Consider the following 18588-nt stretch of genomic DNA (forward strand, 5'->3'; position numbering starts at 1 on the left):
GGGGGGGGGGGGGGGGGGGGGGGGGGGGGGGGGGGGGGGGGGGGGGGGGGGGGGGGGGGGGGGGGGGGGGGGGGGGGGGGGGGGGGGGGGGGGGGGGGGGGGGGGGGGGGGGGGGGGGGGGGGGGGGGGGGGGCGGGGGGGGGGCCGGGCGGGGGGGGGGGGGGGGGGGGGGCGGGGGGGGGGGGGGGGGGGGGGCGGGGGGGCGCGCGGGGGGGGGGGGGGGGGGGGCCCCCCCCCCCCCCCGACGGGGAGAGGAACCGATGCGGAAAGCCCCGCGTCCTGGAAGGACACGGGGCTTCTCGTCGATCCGGCTGGCCGGATCACCCGGGCCGGCGAACGCCGACCGGCTTCGCTCAGAGGGGGCGGACCTGCTCGGCCTGCGGACCCTTCTGACCCTGGGCGATCTCGAACTCCACCCGCTGGTTCTCCTCCAGCGTGCGGTAGCCGCTGGTCTGGATGGCCGAGAAGTGGACGAACACGTCAGCACCCCCGCCGTCGACGGTGATGAAGCCGAAGCCCTTGTCAGCGTTGAACCACTTCACGGTTCCCTGCGCCATGTGTATCTCCTTCTAAAACCGGCGGCCGAGCACGCTGTGCGGCCGATTGGCCGTGTGCGGGCGGCGACGACCCGGGTGTGGCCCCCACAGCGGGAGACCGCTCCGTTCCGACACCGTCTCGCAACAGCGGGGATCAGCAAACCACGTACCCAAAAACCTTGCACAGCCTAATCGACGAAATTCTCCGACATGTGACCTGACGGATGCCCGACGCACGCTGGCCGGGTCGTCCCGACCCGGGCGAAAGGCCCCCCGTCCGTCGATGCGTACGGGGGGCCACAGGTCGTCGTCACCATCCGGTAGGACAGCCGTCGCGGCTGGTCACCGGGGTACGGCCGGTCGGAGCGGGTCAGTCGGGCCAGCGCCCGGTCAGCCGCCGGACGCCGACCGCGCCACCCCGGTCCACCGCCGCCCGGACAACCGAGAAGATCGCCCCCTGCAACGCCGCCGCCGCCAGGATCTCGCCCCAGCGGCGGTCCTCGTCGGTGGGATTGGGCGCCTCGCCGTCCCCGGCGGTCGCCTTCCACACCTGCCGGAAGATCGTTCCGGCCAGCGCGCCGGCCGCCAGTCCCAGCACCACCCCCACCGGCTTGTACGCGGTCCTGCCGATGCCCTTGCTCACCTGCGCCTCCCCCGAACGATCAACAACACCACCACGGCGGCCACCGCACCTGCCGCTATCGTCGCCCACGGCACCGGATCACGTCGCACCGCCACCGAGGTGTCGTACGCCTGGGCCCGCGCGTGGTCGACGCTCTGGGCGGCCTGGCCGCGCACCCGGGCCACGGTCAGCGCCGCCTGCTCGCGCACCCGCTCCTTCGCCTGCTCCGCCGAGTCCTTCAGCCGGGCCTTGACGTCGGCCTTGGCGGCCAGCAGTTCCATGGTCTCGCCCAGCTCCACCCGGGTGCGCCGGATCTCCTCGCGCAGCGCCTCGGTGTCGCCGGTGCCGTTGCCGTTGCTGCCTGTCGTGCCGGTCATGCCCGTCCCCTGTCCTTCACCGCGGCGGCGACCGTGTCCACGTCCGCGCGGACGCTACGGACCGTCGCCTCCGGCATCGGGGGGCCCGCGTGGCTGACCTGCTTCTTCCCCACCAGGGCGAGCACCCCGGCGACGAGGAAGAGCACCACCGCCACGATCAGCGCCGCCGCCCACGCGGGCAGCACCAGGGCCAGCAGCAGGATCGCGGCGGTGACCAGTGCGCCGAGCCCGTACAGGGCCAGCGCCCCGCCGCCGCCGAACAGGCCGATCCCGATCCCGGCGTGCCTGCCCTTCTGGGTCAGTTCCGCGCGGGCCAGGGCCAGCTCGTCCCGGACCAGTCGGGAGACCTGCTCGGTGGCCCGCTGCACCAGTTCGGCGGTGGACGGCTCGCTCCCGGTCCGGGACGTACGGTGGTTCGCGACGTCAGCCATGCTGTCCTCCTTTCGTCATCACCGCGCTGTATGCCCGGAGCCGCCGTCCGTCAATCCTGCGCACGGTGACCAACCACATCTGACCGCAGGTCGGGCCGGGGCGTCCGGCAAAACGCCGAAGCGGGTACGACAAGCCCCCGCGACCGGCGGTCGCGGGGGCTGGACGGGGCTGCGGGTGGCTCAGCGGCGGGCGTCGCCCCCCGGGTCCGCCCCGACGGTGACGGCCTCGCCCCGGGCGTCCTGGTCCGGGCCGACGAACGCCTCGCTGCGGGCGTCGCCGTCGTCGCTGCCGCCGAAGACCCGGGCGTCGTCGGGCATCTCACCCTCGGCGCGGCGACGGACCTGACGCCGCGGCGGCACCCACTGCCAGGGCAGGTTGCCGGCGCCGTCGCCCACCTCGGCGCGGGTCCGGGGCAGCGCGGTCGGCCGGTGGTCCCGGACCCAGCCGACCAGGTGCTCCCGCACCAGACAGCGCAGGTCCCACAGGCTGCCGGCGTCGGCGGCGCTGACCAGGGCGCGTACCTTGATCGCGCCGCCGGTGGCGTCGGTGACCTGGAGCACGCAGACCCGGCCGTCCCACAGGTCGGTGCTCTCGACCAGCCGGCGCAGCTCCTCCCGCATCGACTGCACCGGCACCGACCAGTCGAGGTGGAACTCGGCCGTGCCGAGCACCGCCGCCTCGGTCCGGGTCCAATTCTGGAACGGGGTGCTGGTGAAGTACGAGGTGGGCAGGATCAGTCGCCGGTCGTCCCAGATCTGGACCACCACGTAGCTGAGCGTCAGCTCCTCGATCCGGCCCCACTCCCCCTCGACCACCACCACGTCGTCGAGGCGGACGGCGTCGCTGAAGGCGAGCTGGAGGCCGGCGATGACGTTGCCGAGCAGGCTCTGCGCGGCCAACGCGGCGACCACACCGACCACACCGGCGCTGGTGAGCACGCCCGCGCCGACGCCGCGTACCGCCGGGAAGGTCATCAGCATCACGCCGACGGCGAGCACCACGATCACCACGATGGTCAGCCGGCGCAGCAGCACCACCTGGGTGCGTACCCGCCGGACGTGCCGGTTGTCGGGCACGTCGACCCGCAGGAACCGGGCCAGCGCGGTGTCCTCCGCCACCACCAGCAGGGAGGCGACCAGCCAGGCCACGGCCGCGACCACCCCCAGCACCAGGATGTGCAGCACGGCCTGCCGCCACCCGGTGCCCACCGCGTAGCCGGTGGTCCAGCGGACCGCGAACTGGACGGCCACCACCGTGCCGGCCACCTGCAACGGCCGGTGGACGTGCGCGGTCAACTCCGTCATCAGGTGGGACCGCCGGCCGAGCCGGCGGATCACCCGGTGTACCACCTCGACGAGCAACAGAGCGATCGCCGCCGCGGTGGCCGCGGCGGCGATCGTCTCGAGGTAGTCCTGCACGTGGTTGTCTCCCTCCGGCCGGGCTGATCGCAATCGGGCAAAGGCCCAATGGTGCCCGGCGTTTCCGGTATCGACCAGGCTCAGATCTTGCGGAACCGGGACTGGAAGAAGCAGTAGACCCCGAAGGCGGCGATGCCGAGCGCCATCAGCGCCAGGATGAACGGCCCGTACGGCTGGTCCCGCAGGGTACGCAGCGCGGCGTCCAGGCCACGGGCCTTCTCCGGGTCGTAGTTGATCGCGGCGACGACGATCAGCAGACCAGCGACGGCGAACACCGCGCCCCGGGCGATGTAACCGGCCATGCCCAGCCGGCGGACCGTCTGCCGGGTCTTGCCGTTCATCTCGTTGGTCTTGAGGTTCCGCTCGAACTTCTTCTTGTAGCCGTAGATCACCATGCCGATGCCGACGGCGGCGAGCACCAGGCCGGCGAAGCCGACCAGACCACGGCCGCCGCTGGAGGCCATCAGCTTCTCGCTGAACTGCTCCTGCTGGTCGGCGCTGTTGGAGCTGGCGTCCTGCACCACCTGGATCGAGGTCCAGGCGAGCCAGAGGAAGACGACGGTACGGACGACCGAGGCGATCCGCTCGAAGAGACGTTCCTTGCCGCGCTTGGCATGGTGGCCGACGGCCGCCTCCAGCGCCTGCCAGATGGCCATCGCGATCAGGCCGACGGCGATCGCGATCAGCAGGAACTTGCCCATCGGCTGGGCACCCAGGGCGCGCAGTGCCCCGTTCTGGTTGCCCTCCTCGCCGGAGCCGGCGAAGGCGATCTGGAGGATGATCCAGGCGAAGAGCAGGTGGACGATCCCGTAGCCGATGAAGCCGGCCCGGGCGAGGAGTTCCAGCCAGCGGCTGTCCGCGGTGCGGCTAGCGGTGGCTTCGGCGTTCCGGGTGAGTGACATGGGCCCACAATCTCCGTTCGGGAAGATCCCCAAACGTGGTGCCCGCGCCCGGCGTGCAGGTCAGCCGCCTGCGTTACGCGACACCCGGATCTGCACCTGCTGGTCGGTGACGCTGTCCAGGGTGACCGCGAAGCCACCCACCTCGGTGGCCTGCTGGCCGATGGTCAACGAGAGCTGCTCGCCGGCGACCTCGACGGTCACCTGGTCGCCCTGCGCGCCGATCAGCTTCGCCTCGACGCCGAGGATGGAGGCGCGGGCGTCGACACCCCGGTCGAAGGTGACCGTGCAGGCGTCCAGGCCGCAGTCGGTGTCGGCGCCGTCCGAGCTGCAGCCGGCCAGCACGGCCACGCCGAGCGCCAGGCCGGCCAGCAGGCCGGCGGTCCGCCGGAGGGGGGTGGGGGTGGTGGCGCTTCGCTTCGTCACCCCACCAAGGGTACGAGACGCGGCCCACCCCGGCACCCGGGTGGATCTTCGGGCCGGTCTGGCGGGCTAGGGTCCGGGCATGCCGTTCGACATCACCCGTACCCGGGCCGCGTACCCCGCGCTCGCCGAGGGTTTCGCCCACTTCGACGGTGCCGGTGGCACCCAGACCCCCCGGTCGGTGATCGACGCGGTGGCCGAGGCGATGCGGATCGCCGTGGGCAACCGCAGCACCGCCTTCCTGCCCGGCCGCCGGTCGCTGGAGCTGGTGGCGGGGGCCCGCACGGCGGTGGCCGACCTGCTGGGCGTCGCACCGGACGGGGTGGTGCTCGGGCCGAGCGCGACCGCGCTGACGTACACGCTGGCCCGGACGCTGGGCGCGGACTGGGGCCCGGGGGACGAGGTGGTGGTCTCCCGGCTCGACCACGACGCCAACGTGCGGCCCTGGGTGCAGGCGGCCGCGACGGCGGGGGCGACCGTACGCTGGGCCGAGTTCGACCCGGCCACCGGTGAGCTGCCCGCCGACCAGTACGCCGACCTGGTCGGCGCGCGGACCCGGCTGGTGGCGGTGACCGCCGGCAGCAACGCCACCGGCACCATGCCGGACGTGGCGGCGATCGCCGCGACGGCCCACGCGGCCGGCGCGCTGGTCTGCGTGGACGGGGTGCACTCGGTGCCGCACGGTCCCACCGACCTGGCCGCCACGGGTGCCGACTTCCTCGTCACCAGCGCCTACAAGTGGTCCGGTCCGCACCTGGCGGCGGTGGTGGCCGACCCGGCCCGGTGGGCGGGGCTGCGCCCGGCCAAGCTGCTCCCCTCCTCCGACGCGGTGCCCGACCGGTTCGAGGCCGGCACGCCGAGCTTCCCGCTGCTGGCCGGGGTGGCCGCCGCCGTCGACCACCTGGCCGGGCTGGACCCGACGGCCACCGGAGACCGGCGGGCCCGGGTCCGCGCCGGGCTGGCCGCCGCGCGGGATCACGAGGGGATGCTGTTCGCCCGGTGGGCCGCCGGGCTGGCCGCCCGGCCGGCGGTCGCCGTCCTGCCGGCCGGCGTGCGGCGCTGCCCGACGGTGTCGTTCCGGCTGGCCGGGTGGACGCCGGCCGGGCTGGCCGCCGCGTTGGGGGCCGCCGGGCTCTGCCTGTCCAGTGGGGACTACTACGCCTACGAGTACTTCCAGGCGCTCGGCCTGCGGGACAGTTGCGGGGCGGTACGGGCGAGCGTCTACCACTACAACACGGTCGACGAGGTGGACCGGCTGCTGGCCGAGCTGGACCGGCTCGCCGAGCAGGGGGAATCGGTGGGCCGGTGAACCGCCGGAGCCGGCCGGCGGACCGCTGAGCCGCCGGGCCGGGCGGGTCAGCGGGTACCGGGGAGCATTTCGGCGGCGGCGCGGGCGGCGGCCCGGGTCGCGCCGTGGGTGGCCAGGTGCAGGCCGCCGGTGACCAGCTCGGGCAGGCCGAGTTCGACTATCACGGCGTCCGGCCGGGTGGCCAGCGCCCGGTCGACCGCGGCCTGCATCCAGGGGTGCCGGTGCAGGTCCCGCACCACCAGCACCAGTGGCCGGCCGGCCGCCGCACCGGTCGGGTCGGCGGGCAGGTCGGCCTCGGTGAGCCGGACGGTGGTGGTGCCGGGGAGCAGGTCGGCCAGGGGTGCCCCGAGACCCCACGGGGTCTCGGCGCCGATCGCGAGGTTGTGTGGTGCGGCGAACTCGACCACGTGCGCGGCGGCGGTCAGCGGCAGCCGGCCGACCGCGTCGCCGCTGACCCGGACCGCCCGCCGGGCGGCGGTCAGGCCGACCGGCGAGCCGTCGGTGGGGCGCGGGGCGGGGTCGGGCCGGCCGGTGCGGGCGGCGGTGCTCCACTCGGCGAGCTGACCGACCCGCTTGGCGGCCTCGGCGAGGCGTTCCTCGGGCAGCTCACCGGCGATCACCGCGGCGACGATCGCGTCGCGCAGGTAGCGGGCGGCGGCCTCGTCGGCGCGTTCGCCGCCGACGCAGATCGCGTCCGCCCCGGCGGCGAGGGCCCGGACGGCGGTGCCGGCGAAGCCGTACCGGTCGGCGACGGCGCGCATCTCCACCGCGTCGGTGACCACCACGCCGGAGAAGCCCAACTCCTCGCGGAGCAGGTCACCGAGGATGCGGTGGCTGAGGGTGGCCGGCAGGTCGGGGTCGAGGGCGGGGACCAGCAGGTGCCCGGTCATCACCGCCTGCACCCCGGCGGCGACGGCGGCCCGGAACGGGACCAGCTCACCGGCGTCCAGGCGGGCCCGGCTGGCCCCGATGCGGGGCAGGTCGTGGTGCGAGTCGACCCGGGTGTCGCCGTGGCCGGGGAAGTGCTTGGCGCAGGCGGCGACGCCGGCGGACTGGAGGCCGCGTACCCAGGCGGCGGTGTGCCGGGCGACCAGGTGCGGGTCGGCGCCGAAGGACCGCACGCCGATCACCGGGTTGGCCGGGTTGATGTTGACGTCGGCGTCGGGGGCGTAGTTGAGGGTGACGCCGAGGTCGGCGAGTTCGACGCCGAGGTCGCGGGCCACGTCCTCGGTGAGCGTCGGGTCGTCGACCGCGCCGAGGGCGAGGTTGCCGGGGCGGGAGCTGCCCCGGCCGGACTCGATCCGGGTGACGTCGCCGGCCTCCTCGTCGATGGCCACCAGCACGTCGGGGCGTTCGGCGCGCAGCGTCGCGGTGAGCGCGGCGACCTGTTCGGGGTCGACGACGTTGCGGGCGAACAGCACCACCGCGCCGAGCCCTTCGGCCAGCCACCGGCGGACCCAGTCGGGCGGGGTGGTGCCGACGAAGCCGGGTTGCAGGACGGTGGCGGCCAGACCCGCCAGGTTGCGCTCGTTCATCCGGCCCCGGTACCCCCGTCGCGTGTCGACGGCCCGATGCCGTCGCGGTGCTGCCATGGTCACACCGGGCGAGGTAATAGTCAATAAACCTTACTGTTACTGTCTGGCGTCGGTCGGGGCGACGTGCGACAGTGCGGGGATGGACCTGCCGCTCGCCGACGCCACCTCGCCGGCCGACATTCCCGGCGTACGCCTACTCGGCCTGGTGGTCGGCGGATTGCTGCTGCTGGCCGCCATCCGGGCCATGTTCGGCCGCCGCTGAGTTCGGCCGCCGCCGGCCGACTGATCCCCCACCCGCCGGGGTACCGCTGGCGGAGGTCACGCCGCACCCGGCGGCGGGCCCGGCGAGGGGGCACCATGAAGATCGGCTACTTCCTGTCCAGCGAGGAGTACACCCCGGCGCAACTGCTGGAGCAGGCCCGGGCCGCCGAGCGGGCCGGCTTCCAGGCACTGTGGATCTCCGACCACTACCACCCGTGGACGGACGCCCAGGGGCAGAGCCCCTTCGTCTGGTCCGTCATCGGGGCGCTGAGCCAGGTCAGCTCGTTGCCGGTGAGCACGGCGGTGACCTGCCCGACGGTCCGCATCCACCCGGCGGTGCTGGCGCAGGCCGCGGCGACCAGCGCGGTCATGCACTCCGGCCGGTTCGTGCTCGGCGTCGGCACCGGCGAAGCGCTCAACGAACACATCCTCGGCGACGCCTGGCCACAGACCGACGTGCGGCTGGAGATGCTGGAGGAGGCCGTCGCGGTGATGCGGGAGCTGTGGCGGGGCGACTTCGTCAACCACCGCGGCCGGCATTACACGGTGGAGCACGCCCGCGTCTACACGCTGCCCGACACACCCCCGCCGGTGTACGTCTCCGGCTTCGGGCCCAAGGCCGTCGACCTGGCCGCCCGGATCGGCGACGGCTACGTCAGCATGATGCCCGACGGCGACCTGGTCAGCCGGTTCCGGGACAACGGCGGCGGCGACAAGCCGTGCCAGGCCGGTTTCAAGGCCGCGTACGCCGACACCGAGGACGAGGGCGCGCGGATCGCGTACGAGACGTGGCCCAACGCCGGGGTGCCGGGCGAGCTGTCCCAGGTGCTGCCCTCCCCCCGGCACTTCGAGCAGGCGGCCCAACTCGTCACGCCCGAGCAGGTGCGGCAGGGCTTCGTCTGCGGCAACCGCGCCGACGCCCACCTGGAAATGATCGACAGGTACGCCAAGGCCGGGTTCGACGAGGTCTACGTCGCCAACACCGGCCCGCACTGGCAGGGCCTGTTCGACCTCTACCAGCGCGAGGTGCTCCCCCACCTGAGCTGAATTCCACCGTCCACGGGTCACCGACACGCACCGCCGTCGGTGACCCGTGGTCGCTCACGTGTGCGCACCCGGTCACCGCGCCTGACCTGCGACGTACCGGCCACCGTGGGCGGTGTGCCCGATCCGGTGGGAGCGGTTTCGCCGCCGATCCACCCGGGTACCTCCGGCCTTCGATGAAGCTGTCCATGCACTCGACGACGTTGCGCCGCGCGGCGCGCAGCCTGTTCGGCTGGAAAGCGCTGCGGCCCAACCAGCTCGCCGCCATGCGCGCGGTGATGAAACGACGCGACGCCCTGGTGGTGCTCCCCACCGGAGCCGGCAAGTCGGCGATCTACCAGATCCCGGCGAGCCTGATTCCCGGGCCGACGGTGGTGATCTCCCCCCTGTTGGCCCTTCAGCAGGACCAGATCGCCGCGCTCAACGAACGCCAGCGCCCCGAGCTGCGCGCCGTGCGGATCAGCTCGGACGAGAGCGCCGCCCAGCAGGCCGAGGCCATCGAGGAGATCCGGCAGGGGCGGGCGGAGTTCCTCTTCATCACCCCGGAGGCGCTGGCCAACCCCGACCGGATGGCCGAGGTGAAGTCGCTGCAACCGGCCCTGGTGGCGATCGACGAGGCGCACTGCATCTCGGCGTGGGGGCACGACTTCCGCCCCGACTACCTGGCGTTGGGCCACCTGATCGACGGTCTCGGCCGTCCGCCGGTGGTGGCGCTGACCGCCACCGCCTCCCCGCCGGTACGCGACGACATCATCGCCCGGCTGCGGCTACGCGACCCCGAGGTGGTGGTCTCCGGGCTGGACCGGCCGAACCTGTTCGTCGAGGTCGCCCACTGCCCCACCGACGACTACCGCTGGCGGCGGTTGATCGCGCTGCTGCGTGACGACGAGCGGCCCGGCATCATCTACGTGCCGACCCGGCGGGCCGCCGAGGAGCTGGCCGAACGGCTGACCACGGCCGGGTTCCCGGCGGAGTACTACCACGGCGGGATGCCCACCGCCGCCCGGCACGGGCTGCACGAGGCGTTCCTCGCCGACCAGGTGCCGATCATGGTGGCGACCTCGGCGTTCGGCATGGGCATCGACAAGCCGAACATCGCCTGGGTGGTGCACATGGCGCTGCCCGACTCGCCGGACAGCTACTTCCAGGAGATCGGCCGGGCCGGGCGCGACGGTGCGCCGGCCCGGGTGCTGCTGCTGTGGCGCGCCGAGGACGTCGGCCTGCAACGCTTCTTCTCCGGCGGCCTGCCGGACGAGACCGAACTGCGGGACCTGGCCGCGCTGCTGCGTCGCCGGGCGACGACCAAGAAGGCGCTGCGCGAGACGACCGGCCTCGGGCCGCGCAAGCTCGGGCAGTACCTGGCCCTGCTGGAGCAGATCGGGGCGGCCGAACCCCGGGCCGGGCAGAAGATCGGCGCACCGCGCTACTCCCCCACCCCGGCGGAGGCGGGCGCGGCGGCCCTGGCCGAGGCCGAACGGCAGCAGACGGTGACCCGCTCGCGTACCGACATGATGCGCGCCTTCGCCGAGACCACCGGGTGCCGGGGGCAGGTGCTGCTGGCCTACTTCGGCGAGCAGATGTCGCAGGTCTGCGGGCACTGCGACAACTGCCACGCCGGCACCAGCGTGGCGAGCGACGGCGCGGTCGGCCCGTTCCCGGTGCACAGCCAGGTCCGGCACCCGGAGTGGGGCCCCGGCCTGGTGCTCAACTACGAGGAGGACCGGATGACGGTGCTCTTCGACGAGGTGGGTTACAAGACGCTCTCCGTGCGCGTGGTGTCCGAACAGGGTCTGCTGACGCTGGACTAGCCTGACCCGGGCGACCGCCGGGGGCGGTGCCCGCAGTGAAACGATCGAGAGGGGCTCAGTCGTGATCGAACAGCCGGCGTACACCGGGTTCGGGTTCTCCGACGAGGAGTGGGGGCTGCTGGTCGGCCTGCCGCAGTCGGTCCTGACCGCGGCCAGCGCCGCCGAGTCGGACGGCGCCCGGCGCACCCGCGCCGAGAACGCGGCCGGGCTGGAGACCATCGCCGCCGGCCGGGAGTCAGCGAGCCCGCTCGTCGCCGCCGTCGCCGGGGAGATCGTCTCCCGGGTGGGTGACCCGGAGGCTGGCGAGGAACTGCCGGTGATCTCGCCGGCCGACCCGCAGGCGCTCATCGACGACGTGCTGGTCCGGGCCGGGCAGGCGGCCACCCTGCTGGCCGCGAAGGTGGACGAGGGCGAGGCCGGGGCGTACCGGCACTGGCTGGTGGAGATCGCCGAGCAGGTGGTCGGGGCGGCGTCCAGCGGGGGGCTGCTCGGCATCGGCGGCGACCAGGTCAGCGACTCGGAGCGGAAGTTCCGCGACCGCCTCTCGCACGTCCTCAACGACTGAGGTCGATCGAGTACGGCAACGGGCCGGGCCCGCCTGACGGCGGCCCGGCCCGCGCTGTCGTGATGGTGCAGCGCGCACGTTCGGACGGCCTGGCGGCAAATTCTGCGACGACGGCACCGACGCCTGAGCCGGGCTCAACGGCGACGGCGGGCCTTACCCGTCGACTGACGCCCACCCATCGCTGCGGCGATCTGGTCGAGGACGGTGCGGGCTTCCCTTGTGTGGGGATGCTGCCCGCCAAGATTGGTCCGCAGCTTGCGATGGGCTGATTCAGACAATCGACGAGCTGGCAGCAACTGCCCCCGTTGAACCATCAATCGTGCGAGATTCACCACGCTTGAAAGCGTATCCGGATGATCCTCACCGAGCACCCGCAGCCGCCTCTGATATACGTCTTCCCCAACCTCGAACGCCCGCTTGGACTTCCCGACCCCATGCAACACGTTCGACAGATTGCTCGCAATGTCTAATGTGTTCGGGTGATCTACGCCCAGCACTCTCACTGCCCGCCGATACGCATCCTCCGCGACTTCCGATGCTCGCCGAAGCTCCCCAGCATCAGCTAAGGTAGTGACAAAACTCGTCGCAGAAGCCAGCGTGTCGGGGTGATCCTCACCCGACAACCGCACACGCCGACCATAAACATCCTCGTTGATTTCGCGTGCCCACCGATAATTCCCCAACCTATTGTGACTTGCCGCGAGATTGGAACCGGTCTGGAGGGTGTCGGGGTGATCCTCACCCAACAACCGCACACGCCGACCATAAACATCCTCGTTGATTTCGCGTGCCCGTTGGTAGTTCCCTAACTCGCTGTGAACCACCGCGAGGTCGGAAGCGGTCCGGAGGGTGTCAGGGTGGTCACGGCCGAGAATGTTGATCTGGCGGGTGAGGGTGTCGTCGATCAGAGGGCGGAGCCGATCGAACTGGCCCAGGTCGCGGTAGGCCCAGACCAGTTCGGTGGCAGCGCGCAAGGTGTCCACGTCGTCCGGGCCGTGTCGCTTCTTCCACTCCTGGTAGAGGTTGTCGGCGAGTTGCTGGGCGGCACGGCTGTCGCCCCGGCGGATCAGGTAGACGATGGCGTTGCGTGCCCGCAGGCGGAGATCGGGGTTGTCGGTGTGCGCGGGGTCCGCCGCCAGCAGGTGGGGCAGGACCATGCTCCACTGGGGCCAGGCCGCGGCGTCGCGGGGATCACCAGGGTCGACGGTGCCGAGCGCCGCCTCGATGCGCAGCCTCAGCTCGGCGGCGACGGCGGATTCGATCTGGTCCCGGACGATCGCTTGGACCAGCCGGTGGACTGTGATCGTCCCGAGTTCGACCCGAGCCAGCCCGGAGGCACCGACCGCGCTGATGGCACGCTGCCGTTGGAGCGGCTTGTCGATGATCTGCGCCAGCGACGCGAGGTTCTCTAGGTGCAAGTCGGCGTGCCGAGCGATGGTGACGACGAGATCGGTCGGCACCGGCTCGGGTGCCAGGAACGCACACAGGTGGAGGACGGCGAGCGCGGCGGGATCCTTGGCCCCCAACGCGGTGATGCTCAGGGTGGCCGCTGCCGCTAGGGAATGCGGATAGCCTGCGGGCTGCCCCTCGTCGAGCACCGCACGCGTCTCCTCCCGGAGCACCTGCCGGTAGTCGGCGACGGACATACCGAACTCGGCCAGGTAACTCGCTGACTGCGCCAGCGCCAGGGGTAGGTCGCCAAGATCCTCGGCGAGCTGAGCGGCCTCGGTCGCGCTGATCCTGGTCAGGCGCAACTTCAGCAGTTCCACCGCCTCGGTGCGAGGAAGGACGTCCAGCTCCAGGGTACGGGCGAGCTGCCCCCAGGCCGTGGTGCGGGACGTGACGAGCACGTGCCCGGCACCGTCCGGCAGCCAAGGGCGGAGGTCGTCGGGTCGCTCCGCGTTGTCGAAGATCAGCATCCAGCGGTCCCGGCTCCGGAGGTACTCCTTGACCTTGCTTTGGGCGATCACGCTGTCCACCTGGGCGTCGAGCACGCCCAGCGCGATCCCGAGCGCGCTGAACTGCTCACCGATGGCCCCGGACTGCTCCGCCGAGATCCACCACACGACGTCGTAGTCGGCCCGGTGCCGGTATGCGTACTCCAGGGCCAACTGGGTCTTGCCGACCCCGCCGAGGCCGTGGATCGCCTGCACGCCCGCAGCGCCACCGGATGACAGCCGGGTCCGCAGCTCGGCCAGTTCGCTCCCCCGACCGGCGAAGTTCGGATCCCGGGGCCGGAGGTTCCACACCGGCGACGGCCGGTCCGCTGCGGCGGCGGGCCGATCGGTGGCGGGCCGGGGATCGGGTACGCCTTTGGTGTTGATGAAGTTGTTGATCTGGAGACCGTTACCCACCCCGGCACTCGTGCCGTGCCCCTCGGCCTGCATCCGCTGAGTCACCGTCGGAGGACCATCTGTCGGCTCGTCACCTGTCCCGCGACCGTGTGACGGCTCGGCCACAGGAACACCGGACGGTTCAGTCATCGGCGCGCGCCTCTGCGGTGCCGAACGTGTTGATCTGGCTGCCGTGGCCCAGCACAGCCTGCCGCGCGTTGCCGGAGGCGGTGACGTGCTGCACCACGTGACCGGCCGAGCGGACCCCGGCGCTCGCCGCGACCTGCCGTACCAGCGTCTCCAGTTCGGCGGCGGCAGCCGGTTGCTCGATCAGCAGGTCCTCTAGCCGGCCCGCCCACAGCGCCTCGTGCTGTGCACGCACCCGGTCGCCGTCCGCGCCCGCCGTCTCCACCGCGCCACGGGTCCGCTCCAACTGTTGCGTCACCGCGTCCTCTCTCGCCCGGTCACCCCGGCCGAGCAACCGCACGAAGCCGGTTTTCGCCAGCCCCCACGCGTCCTGGGCTACCGCGCCCACCAGTGCCGCACCACCGGCTCCCGCCAACGCGAGCAGTTCCTCCGCCGCCATCACAGCCCCCTGATCGGTCGCCCACATGCCCAACCCATAGGAGTATCGCAACCTGTCGACGCCAGACACCCTGGACGGGCGGACGCCGCCCCGGAGTCGGGAGACCGACATCGAAGACCACCCAAAAGGCCAATAACGCACCCGGTCTGCTCTCGGGAACCGTCGCCCTTCTTCAGCGGCGTGGCGGCCGTGGGGCGGTCGTCACGGCACCGCAAAAGGGGCAGCGACCATCGGGCGCGGATCGTGCGGCGCGGCGGGCGTCGAGGATCAGTCGGTTGCGGATCTGGGCCAGGGACAGAAATGGCGCGGTCATGCTCAGTTCACCCGGAGGGCGGCGGCGAGCTGGATGATCGCGGCCGATGCCTGTGGGTCGTGGGTCAACTGGGCGAGCACCAATCGGGCAGCAGACCGGTTTCGCACCTCGGCGGGGGCAGCGTGCTCGGCGGCTATGAGGGCGCGGCTGGCGTTGACCGAGTCGCCGGTGTGCAGGTAGGCGCGGGCGGCGTCGAGCAGGTGCCCAGCGCGGTGTTCGGCGGGTAGCCACCGCCAGCCGTCGCGGGCGATGACCTTCTCGTGCCAGGCCACCGCCGTACCGGCATCGCCCAGATCCAGAGCGGCGACGACCCGGGCCAAGTCCACCGCGACCGGCCCAAAGGCGGTCCGATAGTGGTCGTGGCCGTCGCCGACCCGGGCCGCCATCTCGGCTGCCTCGTCGAGCAGGTCGGCCGTGGCGTGATCGTCGCCGTCTCGGGCTGCGGCCAACGCGGCCTCAATGACCAGGGCACCGCACAGCGACAGCGCCGGGGCGGGCCCGTCGTCGAGGTCGGGCGGAGCGATCCGGTACGCGGCGGCCAGCGCCGTGGACCTCGCCGCCCGTGCCCGCCCCGAAGCGCGGAGCACCTGGCCAAGCTGCACGGCAGCGGTGGCCACCAGCACCGCATCACCGGCCGCGATGGTCATCGCCCGGTCGGCAGCCACCCACGCCAGCTCTACCTCACCCAGCTTGACCAGCAGTGACGCGGTGACCCGATACGCCTCCACTAGCACCGACCGCCCCGCCACTGAATCATCCACGTAGACACGCTGCGCGGCGACCACCAGACCTGGTAGCAGCCCGATCACCTGCGGATAGCGGGCATGCTGGAACGTGCCCCAGGCGTACGTGACGTCCCGTGCCAGCCGATCCGCCGACAACACCTGACCCCGCACTGTCGAACGACCCACCGCGATGTCGTACGTCGAGAGCGCCTCTCGGACCCGTTCCACTCCCTCGACCGGACCGGACACGTCCGCTGCCTGGAGGTCCCGGCCGAGCAGCACACCCGGGTCGATCCGCAGGACAGCGGCGATCTCCTGAAGCGTGGACACCTTGTCCAGCGTCCGGACACCCCGCTCGACCTTGTCCACCCAACTCTTCGACTTACCCAACCGGTCGGCGAACACCTGCTGCGACAACCCACGCCGCCCCCGCCAGTGCGCCACCCGCCGACCGACCGGCAACAACTCACCGCTGTCCACGACGCCACCGCCGATCCGGCACCGCCCGCGTCGTCTCCTCCACCGGTATCCGGTCCGCCTCGGCCTGCGCGAGCAGCCGTTGCCGCGCCGCCTCCCGCTCCGCCGCCTGAATCCGCTCACCCCGGCTCGCACCCGGATCACGTTCTTCGTCGCCCACCTGCGTCCCCTTCGCATGGGCGCGGCGGTACGAGATGAAGCTGCCGCCGCGCACGATCAGCGGCGCAGCGACGGCCGGTCACCAGACCGACGAGGCGTCACCACGCCGTAATCAAGACGCTACGGAGCGCACGTGGAAGGGTTGGAACGCTTACGCACCACCCGTGGTCAGGCTCATCCTTTCGCAGAGACCTCGCAGCTCGGGCGAGGTCGCCCCCTTACGCAACAATGACCGCGCCGTCTCCCGGGCCACGACCGACGAGCGGGCATGTTGCGGCCCGATCCGCTCCGCAGTGAGCAGCATCCGTACGGCGTCACGATCCCGACCGGTACCCTCGGCCGCCCGGCTCATGTCGAGCCAGAAGTACACCTGGCGCACCGCCGGCAGACCCGTCAGCTCCACACCCGCCGCAGTCCGCATCGCCAGTTCCGGACGGCCCGTGTCGAGCTGGAACGCCATCGTCCACAGGGCCACGTTCCGGGGACCCCAGACGAGATCCCAGCTCTCGGTCTCCCCGGTGTGCGCGGCGATCCGCGCCGCCTCGGCGAGATGATCCTCGGCACCGACCCGGTCCCGCAGGCCGGCGAGATGGTGCGCCCGCGCCAGGTGCAGGAATCCCAACACGTCCAACGCGCCGTCGGCGGCGCTACCGGCGAGATCGGCAGCCGCCGCGTCACACCACGCGCGGGCCGGCCCGTAGGCCCCGGAGTAGGCCGACACCCGCGCCCGGTTGGCCGCCGCCACCCCGACCGCCACCCGGTCGTCGAGCAACCCGGCAGCTTCGGCGCAACGCTCAGCGGCCAGCCAGGCATGGGCCGGATAGCTGACGTTCAGCAACGACCCCATGGCCACGCCGTACACCGGCACCATCTCCGACAATGCGGCCCGCCGGTCCGTCAGGGCGTGCATCGCCGGCACGAGATCCACCAGCCGCCGCAACGCACCCGCGTAATCACACCGCCCATACAGACCACGCACCAACACCGCCTCGCGACGCACCTGTTCGACCGTCGCTGTCCCCTCGGAACGCCGGGCCATCGGTGTGTCCATCATGACCCGCCACACTCGCTCGGCGTCGATCCGGGCAGCGTCGAGCTGTCGGTCAGCCGGCGTGTACGCCTGACCCGTCAGGTCGACCACCGAACACTCCAGGGCCGCCGCCAGATCCACCACCATGTACCGGTCGGTGCGCTGCCGCCCCCGCTCGATACGCGACCACGACGTATGGGAGATGCCCGCCCGGCTGGCCGCGTACCGCACGCTCCAACCACGCAACTCCCGGCGAGCACGAATACGATCACCGATCGACGGATCGTCAGGAATAGAGCGACGAGGCATCAGCACACTCCCCCGGTGACACGAGATCCCCACCGGCCGAAACCGCCAGGCTGCCACCACGGAACGTACACCCGCACCACCGAATGCGTGACACCCTGCGCTGCCACCGACCGGCGCTCAAGAACGACGCCGAGCGAGCGTGAGCCAGTTGATCGACTCAATGTCGCTGACAGAGTGGTATCCCCGGCGCTCCAATGCCGCCATTTCGGCGCAACAGCGGCATCGACACCCTCCACGACCACACCCGACACCCCCGCGACCCCCGTGCGGAGCGGGCCGGTGGGGTCTTCGTCCAGAATGGAGGGGAAGTGCCCGCCGACGGGGGAGGCCGGACATGGTGCACCGCACGGTGATCGACACTGAACAACTGCCACCGACGGAACGGTTCGGGATGTGGCTGGACCTGGTCGCCCGGACCGCCGCGCCGCTGCGCATCCGCTCCGACCACCAGCACGACTTCCGGGCCCGCGCCGAGTTCGTCGAGCTGGGCCCCATCCGGCTGGTGCGCTACCGCTACCCGTCACTGGAGGCGGTCCGCACCCCGAAGCTGGTCCGCCGCACCGAGGTGGACTTCCACATGCTCGCCCTCACCACCAGCGGCACCGGCGTCGCCGGGCAGGCCGGGCGTCAGAGCCGGATCGGCGCCGGTGAGTTCACCTTCTACGACGGTTCCCGGCCACACGAGGTGAGCCACCTCGGCGACGGCAACGGTGCGGAGCACGCCGCCTCGATCGTCGCCCTGGTCCCGTACGGGGCGATCCCGCTCACCCCGGACCAGCTCGCCCCGCTGCTGGCCGGCCGGATGTCGGCAAGCGAGGGGATCGGCGCGCTGGTCGCCCAGTACCTGACCCGGATCACCACCCATCCGGAGCAGTACCAGCAGGCCGACGCCGAGCGGCTGGGCGGGGTGGCGCTGGACCTGATCTCCACCATGCTCGGCCGGTACCTGGTCGCCGAGGACGAGATGCCCCGCGAGGTACGCCGCCGGGCACTGCTCGCCCAGGTGCGGGCGTACGTCCAGCGGCACCTCGGTGACGCCGGGCTGACCCCGGCCGCCATCGCCGAGGCGCACCACATCTCGGTACGCAGCCTGCACCGGCTCTTCGAGGAGGAGCACGCCACGGTGGCGTCGTACATCCGGGAGCTGCGGTTGGAGCGGTGCCGGCGGGACCTGGCCGACCCGGCGCTCGCCCACCGGCCGGTGCAGGCCGTCGCCGCGCGCTGGGGTTTCCGGGACAAGGCCCACTTCAGCCGGGCCTTCCGGGCTGCCCACCAGCTCACCCCGCAGGCGTACCGGACGCTGCACCTGCAACAGGCACGGATCGTCAACAGCACGGCGTCCGCAGTCAACCCGGGACCGACATACTGACGGTGGGCCGGCGGTCACCCGACCGGTCGGCCCGACGGTAACGGGGGACCGCGGCGTG

The 18588-nt window shown here is 72.4% G+C and carries 19 protein-coding genes; 6 read left to right on the forward strand and 13 right to left on the reverse strand.

The window, feature by feature from the left end; all coding sequences use genetic code 11:
- Positions 1-353 precede the first annotated feature (353 nt).
- The 7 genes from ACOJTC_RS10720 to ACOJTC_RS10750 all read right to left on the reverse strand — a co-directional run bounded on the left by ACOJTC_RS10720 (position 354) and on the right by ACOJTC_RS10750 (position 4710).
- The gene (locus tag ACOJTC_RS10720) at positions 354-557 is read right to left on the reverse strand and encodes a cold-shock protein (RefSeq protein ID WP_011905669.1); all 204 of its coding nucleotides are present in this window, start codon (positions 555-557) and stop codon (positions 354-356) included.
- Between the two features lie 349 nt (positions 558-906).
- A complete protein-coding gene (locus tag ACOJTC_RS10725; RefSeq protein ID WP_204927657.1) occupies positions 907-1179 on the reverse strand; it encodes a DUF4235 domain-containing protein in 273 nt (90 codons plus the stop codon).
- A complete protein-coding gene (locus ACOJTC_RS10730) occupies positions 1176-1535 on the reverse strand; it encodes a DUF3618 domain-containing protein (RefSeq protein WP_377687554.1) in 360 nt (119 codons plus the stop codon). The genes ACOJTC_RS10725 and ACOJTC_RS10730 overlap by 4 nt, the downstream gene beginning before the upstream one ends.
- Positions 1532-1966 carry a phage holin family protein gene (locus ACOJTC_RS10735; protein WP_420116744.1) on the reverse strand — a complete coding sequence of 145 codons (435 nt, stop codon included), beginning with the start codon at positions 1964-1966 and terminating at the stop codon, positions 1532-1534. Before ACOJTC_RS10735 ends, ACOJTC_RS10730 begins: the two co-directional genes overlap by 4 nt.
- A gap of 180 nt (positions 1967-2146) precedes the next feature.
- Positions 2147-3385, reverse strand: coding sequence for a mechanosensitive ion channel family protein (locus ACOJTC_RS10740; protein ID WP_420116745.1), 1239 nt, complete (start codon positions 3383-3385; stop codon positions 2147-2149).
- Positions 3386-3465: 80 nt separating this feature from the next.
- Entirely contained in the window at positions 3466-4287 is an 822-nt protein-coding gene (locus ACOJTC_RS10745; RefSeq protein WP_357935593.1) for a DUF1206 domain-containing protein, read from the reverse strand.
- Positions 4288-4347: 60 nt separating this feature from the next.
- Positions 4348-4710: a hypothetical protein gene (locus ACOJTC_RS10750; protein WP_204927662.1), complete on the reverse strand. Its 363-nt coding sequence runs from the start codon at positions 4708-4710 to the stop codon at positions 4348-4350.
- Between the two features lie 79 nt (positions 4711-4789).
- Between ACOJTC_RS10750 and ACOJTC_RS10755 the strand changes: the two genes are divergently transcribed.
- Positions 4790-6016, forward strand: coding sequence for a cysteine desulfurase-like protein (locus ACOJTC_RS10755; protein ID WP_420116746.1), 1227 nt, complete (start codon positions 4790-4792; stop codon positions 6014-6016).
- 47 nt (positions 6017-6063) lie between these two features.
- Here ACOJTC_RS10755 and ACOJTC_RS10760 read toward each other — a convergent pair whose 3' ends face one another.
- A complete protein-coding gene (locus ACOJTC_RS10760) occupies positions 6064-7551 on the reverse strand; it encodes a glycoside hydrolase family 3 protein (RefSeq protein WP_420116747.1) in 1488 nt (495 codons plus the stop codon).
- Positions 7552-7690: 139 nt separating this feature from the next.
- Between ACOJTC_RS10760 and ACOJTC_RS10765 the strand changes: the two genes are divergently transcribed.
- The 4 genes from ACOJTC_RS10765 (at position 7691) to ACOJTC_RS10780 (ending at position 11229) form a co-directional block, all read left to right on the forward strand.
- Positions 7691-7813 carry a hypothetical protein gene (locus ACOJTC_RS10765; protein WP_269756964.1) on the forward strand — a complete coding sequence of 41 codons (123 nt, stop codon included), beginning with the start codon at positions 7691-7693 and terminating at the stop codon, positions 7811-7813.
- A 95-nt stretch (positions 7814-7908) separates the two neighbouring features.
- On the forward strand, positions 7909-8859 hold the full coding sequence (locus tag ACOJTC_RS10770) for a TIGR03557 family F420-dependent LLM class oxidoreductase (protein ID WP_420116748.1): 951 nt from the start codon (positions 7909-7911) through the stop codon (positions 8857-8859).
- 173 nt (positions 8860-9032) lie between these two features.
- Positions 9033-10664, forward strand: a complete 1632-nt coding sequence (locus ACOJTC_RS10775; RefSeq protein ID WP_420116749.1) for a RecQ family ATP-dependent DNA helicase — start codon at positions 9033-9035, stop codon at positions 10662-10664.
- Between the two features lie 61 nt (positions 10665-10725).
- Entirely contained in the window at positions 10726-11229 is a 504-nt protein-coding gene (locus ACOJTC_RS10780) for a hypothetical protein (RefSeq protein WP_420116750.1), read from the forward strand.
- A 134-nt stretch (positions 11230-11363) separates the two neighbouring features.
- Here the strand turns inward: ACOJTC_RS10780 and fxsT are convergent, their stop codons facing one another.
- The 5 genes from fxsT to ACOJTC_RS10805 form a co-directional block, all read right to left on the reverse strand.
- Positions 11364-13628 carry an FxSxx-COOH system tetratricopeptide repeat protein gene (fxsT, locus tag ACOJTC_RS10785; RefSeq protein WP_420116751.1) on the reverse strand — a complete coding sequence of 755 codons (2265 nt, stop codon included), beginning with the start codon at positions 13626-13628 and terminating at the stop codon, positions 11364-11366.
- Between the two features lie 76 nt (positions 13629-13704).
- The gene (locus ACOJTC_RS10790) at positions 13705-14148 is read right to left on the reverse strand and encodes a hypothetical protein (protein ID WP_420116752.1); all 444 of its coding nucleotides are present in this window, start codon (positions 14146-14148) and stop codon (positions 13705-13707) included.
- Positions 14149-14463: 315 nt separating this feature from the next.
- Positions 14464-15666, reverse strand: a complete 1203-nt coding sequence (locus tag ACOJTC_RS10795; protein WP_420116753.1) for a helix-turn-helix domain-containing protein — start codon at positions 15664-15666, stop codon at positions 14464-14466.
- Positions 15653-15823 (reverse strand): hypothetical protein, encoded by a 171-nt coding sequence (locus tag ACOJTC_RS10800; RefSeq protein ID WP_420116754.1) that lies wholly within the window; start codon positions 15821-15823, stop codon positions 15653-15655. The genes ACOJTC_RS10795 and ACOJTC_RS10800 overlap by 14 nt, the downstream gene beginning before the upstream one ends.
- A gap of 150 nt (positions 15824-15973) precedes the next feature.
- Positions 15974-17128, reverse strand: coding sequence for a helix-turn-helix domain-containing protein (locus tag ACOJTC_RS10805; protein ID WP_420116756.1), 1155 nt, complete (start codon positions 17126-17128; stop codon positions 15974-15976).
- 382 nt (positions 17129-17510) lie between these two features.
- Between ACOJTC_RS10805 and ACOJTC_RS10810 the strand changes: the two genes are divergently transcribed.
- Positions 17511-18530 (forward strand): helix-turn-helix domain-containing protein, encoded by a 1020-nt coding sequence (locus ACOJTC_RS10810; RefSeq protein ID WP_420116755.1) that lies wholly within the window; start codon positions 17511-17513, stop codon positions 18528-18530.
- The last annotated feature ends 58 nt before the right edge of the window (positions 18531-18588 follow it).

It is taken from the genome of Micromonospora sp. (assembly GCF_048594385.1).
GTDB classification, from domain to species: Bacteria; Actinomycetota; Actinomycetes; order Mycobacteriales; family Micromonosporaceae; genus Micromonospora; species Micromonospora wenchangensis.